This window comes from Microbacterium sp. UBA837 (assembly GCF_002296025.1).
Taxonomy (GTDB): Bacteria; Actinomycetota; Actinomycetes; order Actinomycetales; family Microbacteriaceae; genus Microbacterium.
The window spans coordinates 18607-34264 of sequence record NZ_DBHD01000113.1 but is presented as its reverse complement, the minus strand read 5'-3'; the positions used below and the strand labels follow the sequence as shown (position 1 = coordinate 34264).

Sequence of the window (15658 nt, the reverse complement as noted above, 5' to 3'; positions counted from 1 at the left end):
TGGTCGCACAAGCGCGGGCCGTATGTCGCCCCGCCGATCCAGCGCCCCGCTCAGGCCGTGCCGTATGCCGAGCTTCATGCGCACTCCTCGTTCTCGTTTCTCGACGGGGCTTCCTCGCCCGAGGACCTCGCCGAAGAGGCCGAGCGGCTCGGCCTGCACGCGCTCGCGATCACCGATCACGACGGGTTCTACGGCATCGTCCGTTTTGCCGAAGCTGCCGAACAGCTGCAGCTGCAGACCGTGTTCGGTGCCGAGCTCTCGCTGGCGCTGCCGAAGCCCCAAAACGGCGAGCCCGATCCGGTCGGGGACCACCTGCTCGTGCTGGCTCGGGGGGAGGAGGGGTATCACCGGCTGGCCTCGGCCCTGACCCGCGCTCAACTGCGGGGAGCCGAGAAGGGGCGCCCGCACTATGACCTCGAGCAGCTCGCGGCCTTCGCCCGCGGCGAGGAACGCCTCGACGGACTCACCGGCGCTCGCGGCCGGTCGGAATGGGCGGTGCTCACCGGATGCCGCAAGGGCGCTGTCCGTCGCGCGTTGGCCGATGGTGGGCCGGATGCCGCAGCCGCTGCCCTCGACGAGCTCGTCGCGCTGTTCGGCCCGGGCGCCGTGCACGTCGAACTCATCGACCACGGCAATCCGTCGGACACGCGAGACAACGACAGCCTCGCCGCGCTCGCCGCCGACCGCGGCTTGCCGCTGCTCGCGACCAACAACGTGCACTATGCGGCCCCGGAGCGCGCGCAACTTGCCGCGGCGGTGGCGGCGGTCCGGGCGAACCGGGGGCTCGACGAGCTCGACGGCTGGCTCCCCGCCCACGCCGGGGCGCACCTGCGCTCGGGTGCCGAGATGGCTGAGAGGTTTGCCCGGTACCCCGGTGCGGTGGCGAACACCGTGACCCTTGCCGACGAACTCGCCTTTCCGTTGCGCCGGGCCAAGCCCGCCCTACCGAAGCTGCCTGTTCCGGAGGGCCACACACCGATGACGTGGCTGCGCCACCTCGTCTGGGAGGCGGTGCCCCGCAAGTATCCCGATCTAGCCCCGAAAGACCGCGACCGCATCGAACGGGAACTCGGCGTCATAGAGATGAAGGACTTCCCCGGCTACTTCCTCATCGTGCACGGCATCGTGCAAGAGGCCCGGCGGCGCGGCATCCTGTGCCAGGGACGGGGATCGGCGGCCAACAGCGCCATCTGCTACCTGCTCGACATCACCGCCGTCGACGCGATCGCCTACGACCTGCCCTTCGAGCGGTTCCTGTCGAGCCTGCGCGACGAGGAGCCCGACATCGACGTCGATTTCGACTCCGACCGGCGCGAAGAGATCATCCAGTGGGTCTACGCGACCTATGGACGGGACCGCGCCGCGCAGGTCGCGAACGTCATCCAGTACCGGCCCAAGAATGCCGTGCGAGACATGGCCAAGGCCCTTGGCTTCTCGCCGGGTCAGCAGGATGCCTGGTCCAAGCAGGTCGAAAGATGGGGGAGCTCCCTGGAGAGCAGCCCCGAACACGACATCCCCGCCCAGGTCATCGCGTACGCGGGCGAGCTGATGAAGGCGCCGCGGCATCTCGGCATCCATTCCGGCGGGATGGTGCTCACCGAGCGGCCTGTCGGCGAGGTCGTGCCGATCGAGCACGCGCGCATGGAGAACCGCACCGTCATCCAGTGGGACAAGGACGACGCCGCCTGGATGGGGCTCGTGAAATTCGACCTGCTGGGCCTCGGGATGCTCGCAGCCCTGCAGTACTGCTTCGACATGATCCGCGAGGCGACGGGGGAGGAGTGGGAGCTGTCGACGCTCCCGAAAGAGGAGGCCGCGGTCTACGACATGCTGTGCCGCGCCGACTCGATCGGGGTGTTCCAGGTGGAGTCGCGTGCGCAGATGGGGCTGCTGCCGCGCCTGCAGCCGCGACGGTTCTACGACCTCGTGATCGAGATCGCCCTCATCCGTCCCGGTCCGATTCAGGGTGGCGCGGTGCATCCGTTCGTGCGACGCAAGCTCGGGGACGAGAAGGTCACCTACCCGCATCCGAAGCTGCAACCGGTGCTCGAGCGCACACTCGGGGTGCCGGTGTTTCAGGAGCAGCTCATGCAGATGGCGGTTGCGATCGGCGATTGCACCGCCGAGGACGCCGACCTGCTGCGTCGGGCGATGGGCTCCAAGCGCGGGCTCGAGCGCATCGAGTCGCTGCGCGAGAAGCTCTATGAGGGCATGGCCCGCAACGGCCTCGTGGGCGAGGACGCCGATGCGATCTACGCGAAGATTCAGGCTTTCGCGAACTTCGGGTTCGCCGAATCCCACTCCCTCTCATTCGGGCTGCTCGTCTACGCCAGCTCGTGGATCAAACTGCACTACCCCGCCGCCTTTTTGGCCGGGTTGCTGCGGGCGCAGCCGATGGGGTTCTACTCGCCGGCGACCCTCGTCTCGGATGCCCGCCGCCACGGCGTGGAGGTGCGCCGCCCCGATCTGCACGCCTCGGGAGTGTGGGCCGGCGTCGAGCCGTTGATGCCGGATGCGGCATCCGATCTCGCGCGCGTGCAGACACCGACCGGCAGGGATGCCTGCGCGCAACGAATCCAGCCGCCGGTGGGTCCGTTCGATCGTGACGCGCCCGACGAATCCGCAGCCCACCGCCGCGACGGGAACTTCGCGGTGCGGTTAGGGCTCGCGGGGGTCAAGGGCATCGGGCAGCCAACCGCCGAGCGCATCGTTGCCGAGCGGGATGCGCACGGTCCGTTCCGGGACCTGCGCGATCTCGTGCGCCGGACGGGAGTCACCGAAGTGCAGCTCGAGGCGCTGTCCACCGCTGGTGCTTTCGAGTCGCTCGGGATCTCACGCCGTGAGGGAGTGTGGCTCGCGGGAGCAGCGGCCCAGGACCGCGCCGAGTATCTCCCCGATTCGCTCGTGTCAGTCCAGCCGCCGCTGTTCACGGATCCGACGAGTTACGACATCCTCGCCGCCGACCTGTGGGCAACCGGCATATCGACCGACGATCACCCGCTCACCCATTACCGGGCACCCCTGGATGCTCGGGGTGTGCTCACCTCGCGCGAACTCCGCGCCCACGAAACCGGGCGGCGCATCGAAGTCGCGGGACTCGTTACGCATCGGCAGCGACCCGCGACGGCATCCGGAATCACCTTCCTGAACCTCGAAGACGAACACGGCGTCGTCAACGTCATCTGCTCGGTCGGGGTCTGGAACAGGTATCGGCGCGTCGCGCGCGATGCTCCGGCGCTCATCGTGCGGGGCATGCTGGAACGCTCACCCGAGGGGGTGACGAACGTTCTCGCCGATCGCTTCGAAGACCTGCGTGTCGGGGTGCAGCACCGATCTCGAGACTTCCACTGACCGTCACAGAGTCGGGCGGCGCGAGTCGTAGGCGCCGGCCTTGGGGCGCCGCCCGTAGCCGTCGCGAGCGATGGCGCGTGCGATGCCGATCGCGCTCGCGACAATGGCCGTGATGAACAAAACAAGGATGATGACGGACACGGTGGGCTCCCTTCCACCTCTATGTCACCGCCCATACGGATGTCGCCCCACGGCCACCCTGCCGTGCGTGGCCCGGTCGTGGATGAGATCCGCGAAAACTCGGGGTCCTTCGGCGGCCTCACGAGCCAGCATCCGCTGATTGGACCGCTTGCAACACACCAAAACGGCCCCCGACGACCGAAGTCATCGGGGGCCGTTGTCGGCTGGGGGATCAGCCCTGTGCGGCGAGCGCGAAGCGGACGGTTCCGTCCTGCTCCAGCTGCGCGTCCAGGACGCGATCGTTGAGCGCGAGCGACGCTGCCGTGTCGAGGAACACGCGAGCGCCCTCGGTCACAACGACGGTGTCGTCGGGCTCGGGAGCGGGTGCCACGCTGAGCTCGAAGCCGGTCTCTGCGCCAGCATCCCGGATGCGAAGACCGCCGTCAGCTGCCTGCGGCACGCGGGCGACGATCGTCTTGACGGCCTCAGCCGCGGTGTCGGTCATGGTGAGCATTGGTGCTCTCCTTCCGTTGCGGTCTCTGGGCCAGCCACGATTCCGAGAGTTGGCGACACATGCAACCTCACAAGCGCCATACCCAGGGGATTCCCACGTTGGGCCTCTGATCGGCTCGGTCGGGGCGGCGCCGCCGCCTAGACTGGATGCCGCCAGCCTCTGTAGCTCAATGGAAGAGCAGTTCCGTCCTAAGGAAACGGTTGGGGGTTCGAGTCCCTCCAGGGGCACCAAACGTTCGTCTTGAGAAGCCTTTGATGCCGAGGTCCCGCGTTCTCAGCCTTTTCTTTCTGCGCGGACTCGGTGGTCCTCGAGGTCGTCAGGGCCGAGGGTGAAGTGCACTGCGGTTCGAGCGAGCTGTGTGTGGCAGTGCGAGCAGACGAGAACGGGCTGCAGCGGCGAGGTGCAGAGTGCGTGCACGATCGTGAGTTCCCGCGTCGTGTTTGCGCCGTACCAGCGTTGTGCCCATGCGACGAGAATCGCGAACACCGGAAAGAAGTTCATTCCGTTGGTCGTCAATCGGTATTCGCCGTCGGCTGATGGTTCGTGCATGACACCGGCTGCGACGAAGCGGCGAAGACGGTCGGACAGACGCGATGGCGCGATTCCGAGTTCAGACTTGAACGCGGTGAAGCGCCGCACCCCGAGAAACGCGGCCGCGAGGATCGCGGTGCTCCATCTGTCTCCCAGGATGCTCATGGTCTCTGGGTAGTAGGAGAGGGGGTCGGCGACGGTATCCGCGTCCTGGGCTCGGCGATGCAAGCGCGGCACGCTGATCTGCGCGAACTCCGCCTCCGCTCCGCGCACCGCCGTCGTATCGCGCGCAGTGATCGGCGATGCACCGCATGATCCGCACCCGAGCACCGGTTGGATCGCCTGCCCACAATCTGCGTGGATCAGCACGGGCGCGCCTTTGCCGACCGCGAGTTGCTCCCAGCCCCAGATGGCAAGGAGCAACTCCCAGAGCTCGATGGCGCGAGGCGTGAGCCGGTACTCCTCCCGCGTACGTCCGTTGTCGTCGTACGGGACTCGCTCCAGAAGATCTGCGTCAACCATCCTGCGCAGCCTTTCGGCGAGTGTTGACTCGCTGATGCCGAGCTGCGCACGCCAGTCCGCGAAGCGACGGGTATGCAAAACGAAGGCCCGCTGCAAGACGAGCAGGGTCCACCGGTCGCCGAGCGCGAGGAGTGCCGAGCCGATCGCGCTGCCCGTCGGGGCGCTCTGGGTCGGCATGCTCCTCAGCTTAGTCAGCGACGGGCAGGCCCCAGCTGGTCGAATCTTTCTCTCGCCCGGTCGTACTCGTCGGCAAGCCGGTCGACGATCCGGGCGGTGGGCTCGACCGCCCGGATCGTGCTGAGACCCTGCCCGGCAGCCCACGTGTCTTTCCAGCGACGGACGTTTGAGGTCTGAGACGAGTAGTTGCGCGCGGTGTCGGCGGAGTTCGTGGGATCGATGCCGACTGCGGCGAGCGATGGCTTGAGCCAGGACGCAGCTGTGCCCGTGACGGCCGCGGAAACCACAAGGTCGTCGATCCCAGAATCGACAACCATCTGCTTGTGCCCCTCCTGGGCGATGCTCTCTTCCGAGGCGAGGAAGCGGGTGCCGATGTAGACGAGGTCGGCGCCGGCCGCGATGGCTCCGGCGACACCTGCCCCGGTTGCTACACCGCCGCCCACGCACACCAGCCCATCGAAGGCTTCGCGCACAGTGGCGAGGAATGGCAGGGGCGAGAGATGTCCCGTGTGGCCGCCGGCTCCGACGGAGACGCAGACGAGGCCGTCGGCGCCGGCGTCAGCCGCCTTGCGCGCAAGAGTGAGCGAGACCACATCGGCGAGCACAATCCCGCCGTACCCGTGTACGACATCGATGACCGGACGCGGCGACCCCAGTGCCGTGATCACGACGGGCGGGCGATGCTTCGCTACCAGATCGAGGTCCTCGGGGAGTCGGGTATTGGTCGAGTGCGTGATCAAGTTCAGCGCCCACGGTGGCGCATCCGGACCCCGGCCGAGACCGTCCTGGATGCGTGTCATCCAGTCGTCGAGTTCTGCGGCGGTTCTGCAGTTCGGTGTAGGGAAGGAGCCGAGGATGCCGGCCCTGCTCGTCGCGATCACGAGATCGGGCCCCGACACAAGGAACATGGGGGCCGCGACGACGGGCAAGCGCAGGCGTAGGAGCAGGTCAGTCGGGGTCACGAGACGGTCCTTTCGGGGACAGGGGACGGGGCGTCGGACGTGAGGAGAGCGACGACTGCCGCGCGGTCGATCTTCCCGGTCGCCCCGAGAGGGAACTGATCGAGGCGATGGAGCGACTTCGGGCGCTTGTGCCTGGTAAGACCGAGGAGCCGCGCGTCAAGTTCCGCGGCGTGCGACAACTCGAGTGCATCGCCGGTGAGGGTGGTGTAGGCGAGCACGATCCGCTGCCCCCAACGTTCGTCAGGGAGCCCGACGGCGACGGCCTCGCGCAGGCCGGGTGTGCCGTCGACCGCTGCCTCGATCTCGCCGGGGTAGACGTTGTAGCCGCCGCTGATCACCATGTTCTTGCGCCGATCGGTGAGGAACAGGTACCCGTCATCGAGGCGTCCGACGTCGCCGGTGAGAAGCGAATCGCCCTCGAACGCTTTGCCCAGATCCTCACGCCTCGTGGCGTTCCAATAGCCGGGTGTCACCATGGGGCCCCGCACAGCGATTTCGCCGGACGCGTCATCGGGTTGGTCGCGTACGATGCGCAACTCTGCCTCGGGGACGACGCGGCCGGCTGAGGCGAGGAGTTCCGGTTCGCTACTGAGACCGCGTGCATGATCATCGATTCCGAGCACGGTCAGAGGAGGCATCGCTTCGACAAGTCCGTAGTACTGCACAAGGTTGCCGGTCAGGAGCTCGGCTGCTCTGCGGACGTGCGCGGGGGGCATCGGAGCTCCCGCGTAGGCCATCATCTTGAGGCCGGCGAACGCGAGCCGGGCGTCCTCGGGCAGATGAGTCAACGCGTCGATCACGCTCGGGACCAGCGCCAAATGCGTGATTTCCTGTGAGGCTATGAGGTCGGCGATGTCGGCGGGGGTGGGGTGGTTGGCCATCACTTGAGGTGCGCCGAGGGTGAGCATCGGCAGGATAAACAGGCCGCTGGTATGGATCGCCGGTCCGGCATGCAGGTACGCCGTGACCGCTCCTGTCGGCGCGATTACCTCCTGCACCATCGCCCGCATCGATGCGAGCCGCATCCGGTGGGTGCGTTGGGCGCCCTTCGGTATGCCCGTGGTCCCGGAGGAGTACGCGAGGCCGACCAGATCGTCCGGGCTCGCTGCGGGGAAGATCGCGTGCGCATCGCCGCCATCGATGAGCGCATCCAGGTCGCCGAGATCGACCCGCACCGTGATCTCGGCATCCAGGCGCGTGGCTATCGTTATGCCGTCAGCGTCATGGAGCCGGGCATCCACGACGAGTCCCCGTGCTCCCGAGTCGACCTGAATGCCTAGCCACTCACGCTGACCGAGGCGCGGGTTCAGGGGAACTCTGACAAGGCCCGCGATGGCCAGTGCGAGCTCGCAGACCAGCAGATCCGTTCCGTTGGGCAGCGCTTCCAGCACGCGGTCGCCGGGCTCGAGCCCCCGCTCGAGGAGACCGGCAGCGAGCCTGCGGGCGCGATCACGGAGCTCGGTGAAGGTGAGGGCGCCCCGCGCGTCTTGCACCGCGATGCGATCGGCGTGCCGCGTTGCGGCGTCGTCGAGCACGTCGAGGATCACGTCGATCCGTGTGTTCTTCATTGACACAATCGGTACTATAAACGAAGTCATCACCAAAGACCGCACAGTGAGGTGCAGTATGACGAAACCCCTCGGTGACACCGATGCTTATCTTGTCGATGCGGTGCGCACGCCCTTCGGGCGACGACGCGGCGCCCTCTCGCGGACCCGGGTCGATGACCTGGCGGCGATCCCGATCCGTGCGCTTGCCGAGCGCAACGCGGGATGCTTTGAGGCCGGGATCGAGGATGTCGTGCTCGGTGACGCGAACCAAGCCGGCGAAGACAATCGCAATGTCGCTCGCATGGCAGCGCTCTTGGCGGGGATGCCCGTCTCGACCTCGGGTGTGACAGTGAATCGGTTGTGCGGTTCCGGCGCAGAGGCGATCGTGCAGGCCGCGCGCATTGTGCGTCTCGGCGACGCGGATGCCGTTGTTGCCGGCGGCGTCGAGGGCATGAGTCGGGCTCCGCATGTGCTTGCCCCGATCGATGACCGCCTTCCCTCGTCGCCGCAGCTCGTCTCGTCGGCGCTCGGTTGGCGGATGGTGAACCCGGCGTTCCCTGCCCCGTGGGTCGAATCGCTGGGACGAGCTGCCGAACTCGTGGCCGATGAGCTCGGGATTGACCGAGCCGCACAGGATGATTGGGCGTTGCGCTCGCATGTGCTCGCGCACGAGGCGTGGGAACAGGGGTTCCACAGCGGTCGGGTAGTCGAGGTGGGGGGACTGTCTCGCGACGAGAGTATCCGTCCAGACACCGGTGCAACGGCGCTCGCCGGTCTGCCCGCCGCCTTCTCTCCCGGTGGGTCTGTCACCGCGGGTAACTCCTCACCGCTCAGCGACGGGGCGGCGGCAACGCTCGTGACCTCGCGGCGCCGACTCGACGCCATTGGCATGCGACCGCTTGCGCGCATCGTGGGTTCCGCCACGGTGGGGGTTGAGCCGACCCGCTGGGCGCTGGGCCCCGTGGGTGCCGTCCGCAAACTGCTGCGCCGGATCGATCGTGACCTGACCGATGTGGCGGTGTTGGAGATCAACGAGGCGTTCGCCGCCGTGGTCCTTGCCTGCCTTCAGCGGCTGGAGCCGCCCTCCACTGTCGCCGTCAATCCGCGCGGCGGAGCCATTGCTCTCGGGCATCCGCTCGGAGCATCCGCGACGCGCGCGCTCATCGACTGCGTGCACAACGTGAGAGAGCGTGGCGGCGGACTCGGGATCATGGCGGCGTGCATCGGTGTCGGACAGGGCATTGCCGTTGCGGTGGAGGTGGACAGTGAGTGAGGACCGTGCTCCACGGCCCACGCCCGCCGTGGTGGATGGACAGGTAGACCCGGTCGCGCTTACTGCTCTGGGTGATGGGCGCCTGCCGGGATTGCTCGGGATCCGGATAACCGCTGCGCCGGATGGGCGCGTGGAAGCGGAACTCGACGTCGTGCCGTCGGTGCTTGCGCCGAACGGCTACCTGCATGCCGCGACGGTCGTCGCTCTCGCCGACACCGCGTGCGGCTTCGGATGCAGACTGAGCCTTCCGAGTGGGGCGACTGGATTCACGACGATCGAGCAGAAGACGTCGTATCTCGGAACCGCCCGCGACGGTGTGGTTCGTACTGTTGCCACCGCCGCGCACCGCGGTCGACAGACGCAGGTGTGGGATGCGGATGTCTACGACGACTCCGGTCGACGCATCGCGTTGTTCCGCTGCACTCAGCTGATACTCCGCAACGACGAGATGCTTGCTCGCTGATCAAACTTCGCTTATGGTACCCACCAGGAAGGGGATTCGCCGATGACGACGACGATCTCTCAGGTCACTCTGCTCGCGAGCGCGGTGGAGGCCATGCAGTGTCGCAGCGCGTTCAGCGCCTTCGCTGGACGCGCCCCGTCGGGTGCAACCGGCGACGAGGCGGATGCTGCCTTCGCGCTCCTGCTCGATGCGACCCTCGACCTCCCTGGTCATGTGGGTGAGCCGACCCGTCAGATTGACGAGGTCTCGCCATGGACCGGCCGCGCGCTCGGCGTGAGCTATCCGCGGGCGCAGGCCGAAGACCTCATCGAGCATGCTCATCGCGCTCAGGCCGGATGGGACCGCGCGGACGCCGATCTCCGCGCCACGGTGTGCGTCTCCGGGATCGAGCGGCTGTTCGCAGAGAACGAGGTGCTCGGCCTGGCAGCGATGCACACGACAGGGCAGGGCCGAGGAATGAGCCAGTCGGGTAGCGGCACCAACGCGCTCGACCGCGGGCTCGAGGCGGTCGCCGGGAGCTGGCAAGCTCTGCAGCGGGTGCCTTCCGGCGCGGTCTGGGAGCAGACCTTCGGGACAGAGAAAGTGTCACTGGAGAAGACGTACCGGGCGATGCCGCTCGGCGTTGCACTGGTCGTGGCCTGCGCGAGCTTTCCCGCATGGAACGTCTATCCCGCCGTTTTCGCGAACCTCATGGCGGGCAATCCGGTCATCGTGAAACCTCATCCGACGTCGGTGCTTCAGATGGCCCTCGCGGTCCGCATCCTGCGCGCGACTCTCGCCGATGCCGGCTTCAGTCCCGATCTCGTGCAGCTCGCGACCGACACCGTCGCCGAACCGATCACGTCGATACTGGCGACACATCGCGACGTGCGGATTGTCGACTTCACGGGATCGCAGCGCTACGGTGCGTGGATCGAGGAGCACGCCCGCCAGGCGCGGGTTTACACCGAGACGTCGGGACTGAATTCAGTCGTTCTCCAAGGTTTGCCCGAGCCGGATGCCGACCTGCGCGCCATCGCGGGGGCACTGTCGCTGTTCTCCGCACAGATGTGCACGGCTCCCCAGAACATCTACATCCCGTCCGACGGTGTGGCGATACCGGGAGGCCGCATGTCTGCGGACGACCTCGAGCAGGGCATCGTCGATGCCCTCGCCGCTGTCTGGTCCAGCCCTCGGCGCGCCGCAGCCGTACTCGGCACCATCCAGTCCGCGCAGACGATCGACGAGCTTGGCGCACTGACCGCCCGCGTGCGTGCCCGTGGACGCGTTCTCAGTGAGCCGCGCACCTGGGAGGCGCCTGGATTCCCTGAGGCCCGCACCACCACTCCACTGGTGGTGCGAGTCGACGTGACCGACGGTGACCTCTTTGACCACGAGTGCTTCGGTCCAGCGGTGTTTTTGATTCGCGTACCGAGCGCCCGCGCAGGCCTCGAGCGGGCGGCGTCGGATGCTGCGCGACACGGTGCGATCACCGCATTCGTGTACGCGACCGATGCGGACTTCATCGCGGACGCCGAAGATGCGTTCGCTGCCGCAGGCGCCGCACTCACGGTCAACGTGACAGGGGCGATGCCGATCAACTTCTCGGCGGCATTCAGCGATTTCCATGTGTCGGGACTCAACCCCGCCGGCACGGCGACCCTCACCGATGACGCGTTCGTCAGCGGGAGATTCCGCGTCGTTCAATCCCGCCGTCCCTTGCGCCCGGCGACCGTCTGACCGAAAGGACCATCATGTCGACGACCACACCTGATCAGCCGATCGCTGTCGCGCGAGCGATCGGCGATGATGCCGCGATCGACAACCCGTACCTGCTTGGCGTCTTCGCGCCCGTGCAGACCGAGCTGTCTCTGGAGGACCTCGAGGTCATCGGTGAGGTGCCGCGCGACCTCAACGGTGTGTATCTGCGCAACGGACCGAACCGCCGCTTCGACGCCCCCGGGCGGTACCACATGTTCGACGGCGACGGGATGATCCATGCCGTGCACTTCGAAGGCGGCAAGGTGCGCTACCGCAATCGCTGGGTACGCACCCGCGCGTTCCACGAGGAGTCCGCTGCGGGCAAGGCGCTGTGGACCGGTCTGATGGAGAACCCGAAGGACAATCCTTTCGGTAACGGCCACGGGCTCGGAATCAAAGATGCGGCGAACACGGACGTGATCTTCCATCGGGGACAAGTGCTCGCGACCTGGTATCTATGCGGCGACCCGTATGCCGTGGATCCGCTCTCGCTGGAGACGCTGGGCGCTCAGGACTTCCTCGGTACGTTCGCCGGCGACATGATGGCTCACCCCAAGGTTGACGAAACCACGGGGGAGCTCCTCTGGTTCGACTACGGCCCCGACATGAACTACCTTCGCTACGGCATCATCGGCCCAGACGGGACGCAGACACACCTCGCCCAGGTAGATCTGCCCGGGCCGCGGCTCCCACACGACATGGCGATCACGCCGAACTACACCGTGCTGATGGATCTGCCGCTTGTGCAGGACCAGGACGCTCGCAGAGCCGGGAAGTACCGGATCTTCTACGATCGCTCGCTCGTCTCCCGGTTTGCGGTGATCCCGAGGCATGGCAGCGGTGCGGACGTGCGCTGGTTCGAGGCCAAGCCCTGCTACATCTACCACGTCGTGAACGCGTGGGAAGAGGGCACAAAGGTGATCATGGAGGTGTGCCGGGTCAAGAACCCCCAGCACCAGACCACCTTCCAGCATCCGCTCGCCAACATGCTTGCGTATATGCGGCTGGATGCTCAGCTCTACCGTTACGAGTTCGACCTCGCCACCGGACAGACCACCGAACGTCCACTCGATGATCAGAACATCGAATTCCCGAGCATGGACCAGCGGATCGTCGGCGAGCGCCACCGGTATTCGTACAACATGAGCCTCGCGAATGAGCCGACTCTGCTGTTCGACGGCATCGTCCGGCACGACTCGCTCACCGGCGCGAAAGAGACGTACCGGTTCGGACCGGGGCGGTGGGGATCGGAAAGCCCGTTCGCCCCGCGAGACGGTTCCACGAGCGACAGCGACGGATACGTGGTCAGCTTCGTCAACGATGAAGCGGAGGGACGCGGTGAGATCGTCGTCCTGGCCGCGGACGACATCGCCGCAGGTCCAATCGCCCGCATCAAGCTGCCGCAGTATGTCCCGTCCGGATTCCACGCCACGTGGATCAGGAGCGATCAGCTCGCCTAACTCAGCACCACCCGACCGACACAAAGGAGTGAAGGACCGTGACCGAAGATCTTTTGAACCTACATCCGGCATCCCGGGTCGAGGATTTCCTCGACCGCGGATGGTGGACCCCCGACACGATCGACGGAATCTTCCGCGATCAGGTGCTTACGCGTGGTGACGCGCTGGCGATTGTGGACCCGTTGAACCGTGCCTCATTGGCAGGCGGCGATCCGCGCAGATTGAGTTGGGCCGAGGTCGGCAGTGAGGTGACCGCGCTCAGCGCGAGGCTGCTCGAAGCTGGAGTGCGGCGCGGCGATGTCGTCGGCATCCAGCTCCCAAACGGCATCGAACTCGCCGAAGCGCTCTTGGCGATCTGGACTCTCGGCGCCACGGCCTCCCCACTGGCCATGCAGTACCGCGGTCACGAGATCGTCTCGCTCGGGGGATCGGCGGGATTTGACTGGGTGATCGCGGCACGCCGCTTCGGCGACCGTCACCCCGCCGAAGACATCACTGGCCTGCGCGCCAGCATTCCTTCGCTCCGTGCGGTTCTTGCTTATGGACTCCCGGGTGACGATCTCGGCGGTGACGGGGCCGGGCTCGTGCAACTCTTCCCGGCACCCGCGACCGCGGATGACGACGCAGCAGTCGCCGCCTATCAGGCGTCGCAACCGAGCGATCCGAACGTCTGTGCCACGATCTGTTGGACAAGCGGCACCGAGGGTGTTCCCAAGGGCGTGATGCGCGCGCACTACGACTGGCTCGTCTTTTCCACGGCGCCGGTCGATGCCGTGGACATGACCGTGGATGACGTGATCCTCAACGCGTTCCCCATGATCAACATGGCGGGAATCTGCGCGATGTTCCTGCCGTGGATTCGAACGGGCAGTGTGCTGGTGCAGCACCACCCCTTCGATGCTCCGACGTTCTTCGCCCAGATCGCGCGAGAACGCGTGAGCTACACGCTCGCGCCCCCTGCGTTGCTGTCGCGGCTACTGCAGGACGAGGACATGCTCGCCAAGGTGGATGTGAGCAGCCTGACCCGGATCGGATCCGGCTCCGCGCCCCTCAACCCCGCGATGGTGCGGGGATGGCAGGAGCGGTTCGGCATTCCGATTGTGAACTTCTTCGGCTCCAATGAAGGCGTCGCCCTGCTCTCGAGCGCGGTGGATCTGCCTGACCCCGATGACCGAGCCAGGTTCTTCCCTCGATACGGTGTCCCCGGGGTGAGCTGGACGATGTCTCTCGCCGACAAGGCCGTGGCAAAGCTTTTCGACCTCGACACGGGGGAGGAGATCACCGAACCGGGTCGTCCGGGAGAGCTGCACATCAGCGGGCCACAGTTGTTCGCACGATATCTGCACGCCGACACCCTGCGCGATCCCTTCGATGCTGCCGGATACCTGAAGACCGGCGACATCTTCGAGATCGCTGGCGATCGCGGGCACTATCTCCGGTACGTCGACCGCGCGAAAGACATCATCGTTCGAGGGGGGATGAAGATCGCACCCGTCGAGCTCGAGACGCTGATCCTGCGACACCCGGTTGTGGCCGATGCTGCTGTGATCGGCGCGCCCGATGACGTTCTGGGCGAACGAGTCATGGCGGTCGTCGTCCTGCAGCCAGAGGCGCTCCTCGAACTGGAGGAGCTCGTCGGATTCCTACGTGAGCAGCAGATCGCATCATTCAAGTTGCCCGAATATCTGCGCGTCGTGGATGTGCTGCCCCGCAACGCCGTGGGCAAAGTGCTCAAGGGCGAGCTGCGGGTCGCGCAGGTCGGGAGTGTGCGATGACAGATGCCCTGATCATCGATACCGCGCGCACCCCCCGCGCGCGGGTGCGGCGCGAGGGCGGGTCGCTGGCGCACCTGCCCTCGGCCGACCTCCTCGCCGTCGTCTTGCGTGCCCTCGTTGATCGAGGCCTCACCCCCGAAGATGTGGGCGACGTCATCATCGGCGTCAGCACCGCGGTCGGTGAGCAGGGCGGTGATGTCGCGCGTGTTGCGGCGATGGCTGCTGGCCTGCCTGATCGTGTGCCGGGCGGAGTCGTCTCACGCCTGTGCTGTTCGGGGCTCGACGCCGTCGTATCGGGCGCGGCCCGAGTGCGGGCCGGGATGGCGCAGCTCATCGTGGCCGGCGGCGTGGAGTCAATGTCGCGGGTGCCGATGCTCGCTGATCGACCCGCGTTCGCGTTCGACGCTGAGGTGGGTGATGCGACGGGATTCACCCCGCTCGGTGTCGCTGCTGACGCCACGGCGATGCGAGCAGGAATCGAACGCCCCGAACTCGATGCCTGGGGCCTTCGCTCCCAACAACGCTCCGCCGCGGCGCCGGCGTGGGAGTCGATCGTGCCGCTGCTCAGCGCATCTGGGACGATGCTTGCGCACGACGAAGGTGCGCGGCCCGATACGACACTGGAGTCCCTTGCGGCGCTGCCTCCTCTATCTGCCGACGACCCGCTGTGGTCGCGCGCCGATGCGAGACTCTGCACCAGCGCGGACGAGGATCGAGGCCGGCACACGATCGGCACCGCGCCCGGCCTCGCCGACGCTGCAGCGGGCATCGTGATCGCGTCGGAGGCGTGGGCGTCCGACCATGGACGTGAGGCTCGAGGCCGGATCATCGGCGCGGCACAGGCCGCGGTGCGCTCGCCGGGTCTCGATGCCACGGTTCCCGCCTGCCACGCCGCGCTGGCCCAGGCCGGCATTGCGGCGAGCGAGCTCGCACTGGTCGAGGTGAACGAATCCTTCGCTGTCACCCCGATTCTGCTGAGGAAGGAACTCGGGCTGGCTGATGAGATTGTCAATCCGTGCGGCGGCGCGATCGCTGTCGGGCATCCGCTCGGCGCAAGCGGCGGCATCCTCATCGCCAATGCCGTCGACCAACTGCGTCGAACAGGCGGTGGCTATGCCCTCGTCACCGTGCCCGCAGCGCTCGGCCTCGCCACAGCGGTGGTGATCGAGGTCTTCGCTTAGCGGGCCGTCCTCGCCCATCAGGTGCGTCCGGAGAGCTTG

The 15658-nt window shown here is 66.9% G+C and carries 12 protein-coding genes and 1 tRNA gene; 8 read left to right on the top strand and 5 right to left on the bottom strand.

From position 1 onward, the window contains the following. Positions 1–3351, top strand: a 3351-nt coding sequence (locus tag B3587_RS08715; RefSeq protein ID WP_292727914.1) for an error-prone DNA polymerase, incomplete at its 5' end; no start/stop codon positions are given. 3 nt (positions 3352–3354) lie between these two features. Here the strand turns inward: B3587_RS08715 and B3587_RS08710 are convergent. Both B3587_RS08710 and B3587_RS08705 read right to left on the bottom strand, forming a co-directional pair. Next, positions 3355–3492, bottom strand: coding sequence for a hypothetical protein (locus B3587_RS08710; RefSeq protein WP_292727912.1), 138 nt, complete (start codon positions 3490–3492; stop codon positions 3355–3357). 211 nt (positions 3493–3703) lie between these two features. Next, positions 3704–3985: a Fe-S cluster assembly protein HesB gene (locus B3587_RS08705; RefSeq protein ID WP_195692006.1), complete on the bottom strand. Its 282-nt coding sequence runs from the start codon at positions 3983–3985 to the stop codon at positions 3704–3706. A gap of 155 nt (positions 3986–4140) precedes the next feature. Between B3587_RS08705 and B3587_RS08700 the strand changes: the two genes are divergently transcribed. Next, a tRNA-Arg gene (locus tag B3587_RS08700) sits at positions 4141–4215 on the top strand. Between the two features lie 43 nt (positions 4216–4258). Here B3587_RS08700 and B3587_RS08695 read toward each other — a convergent pair. Genes B3587_RS08695 through B3587_RS08685 form a run of 3 tightly spaced genes read right to left on the bottom strand, consistent with a single transcriptional unit; the run spans position 4259 to position 7745 of the window. Continuing rightward, on the bottom strand, positions 4259–5215 hold the full coding sequence (locus B3587_RS08695; RefSeq protein ID WP_292727911.1) for a winged helix-turn-helix transcriptional regulator: 957 nt from the start codon (positions 5213–5215) through the stop codon (positions 4259–4261). A gap of 14 nt (positions 5216–5229) precedes the next feature. Then, positions 5230–6177 (bottom strand): NAD(P)H-dependent flavin oxidoreductase, encoded by a 948-nt coding sequence (locus tag B3587_RS08690; RefSeq protein ID WP_292727909.1) that lies wholly within the window; start codon positions 6175–6177, stop codon positions 5230–5232. Next, entirely contained in the window at positions 6174–7745 is a 1572-nt protein-coding gene (locus B3587_RS08685; RefSeq protein ID WP_292727907.1) for a class I adenylate-forming enzyme family protein, read from the bottom strand. Before B3587_RS08685 ends, B3587_RS08690 begins: the two co-directional genes overlap by 4 nt. A 58-nt stretch (positions 7746–7803) precedes the next feature. On the opposite strand from B3587_RS08685, the gene B3587_RS08680 reads away from it, so the two are divergent. Genes B3587_RS08680 through B3587_RS08655 form a run of 6 tightly spaced genes read left to right on the top strand, consistent with a single transcriptional unit; the run spans position 7804 to position 15619 of the window. Next, positions 7804–9000 carry a thiolase family protein gene (locus tag B3587_RS08680; RefSeq protein ID WP_292727905.1) on the top strand — a complete coding sequence of 399 codons (1197 nt, stop codon included), beginning with the start codon at positions 7804–7806 and terminating at the stop codon, positions 8998–9000. Beyond that, positions 8993–9463: a PaaI family thioesterase gene (locus tag B3587_RS08675; protein ID WP_292727903.1), complete on the top strand. Its 471-nt coding sequence runs from the start codon at positions 8993–8995 to the stop codon at positions 9461–9463. Before B3587_RS08680 ends, B3587_RS08675 begins: the two co-directional genes overlap by 8 nt. 42 nt (positions 9464–9505) lie before the next feature. Beyond that, positions 9506–11182 carry an aldehyde dehydrogenase family protein gene (locus tag B3587_RS08670; protein ID WP_292727901.1) on the top strand — a complete coding sequence of 559 codons (1677 nt, stop codon included), beginning with the start codon at positions 9506–9508 and terminating at the stop codon, positions 11180–11182. 14 nt (positions 11183–11196) lie between these two features. Further along, a complete protein-coding gene (locus B3587_RS08665) occupies positions 11197–12663 on the top strand; it encodes a carotenoid oxygenase family protein (RefSeq protein ID WP_292727899.1) in 1467 nt (488 codons plus the stop codon). Between the two features lie 38 nt (positions 12664–12701). Further along, complete coding sequence (locus B3587_RS08660) at positions 12702–14438, top strand: class I adenylate-forming enzyme family protein (protein ID WP_292727897.1); 1737 nt, start codon at positions 12702–12704, stop codon at positions 14436–14438. Continuing rightward, entirely contained in the window at positions 14435–15619 is a 1185-nt protein-coding gene (locus tag B3587_RS08655) for a thiolase family protein (RefSeq protein WP_292727895.1), read from the top strand. Before B3587_RS08660 ends, B3587_RS08655 begins: the two co-directional genes overlap by 4 nt. Positions 15620–15658 lie beyond the last annotated feature (39 nt).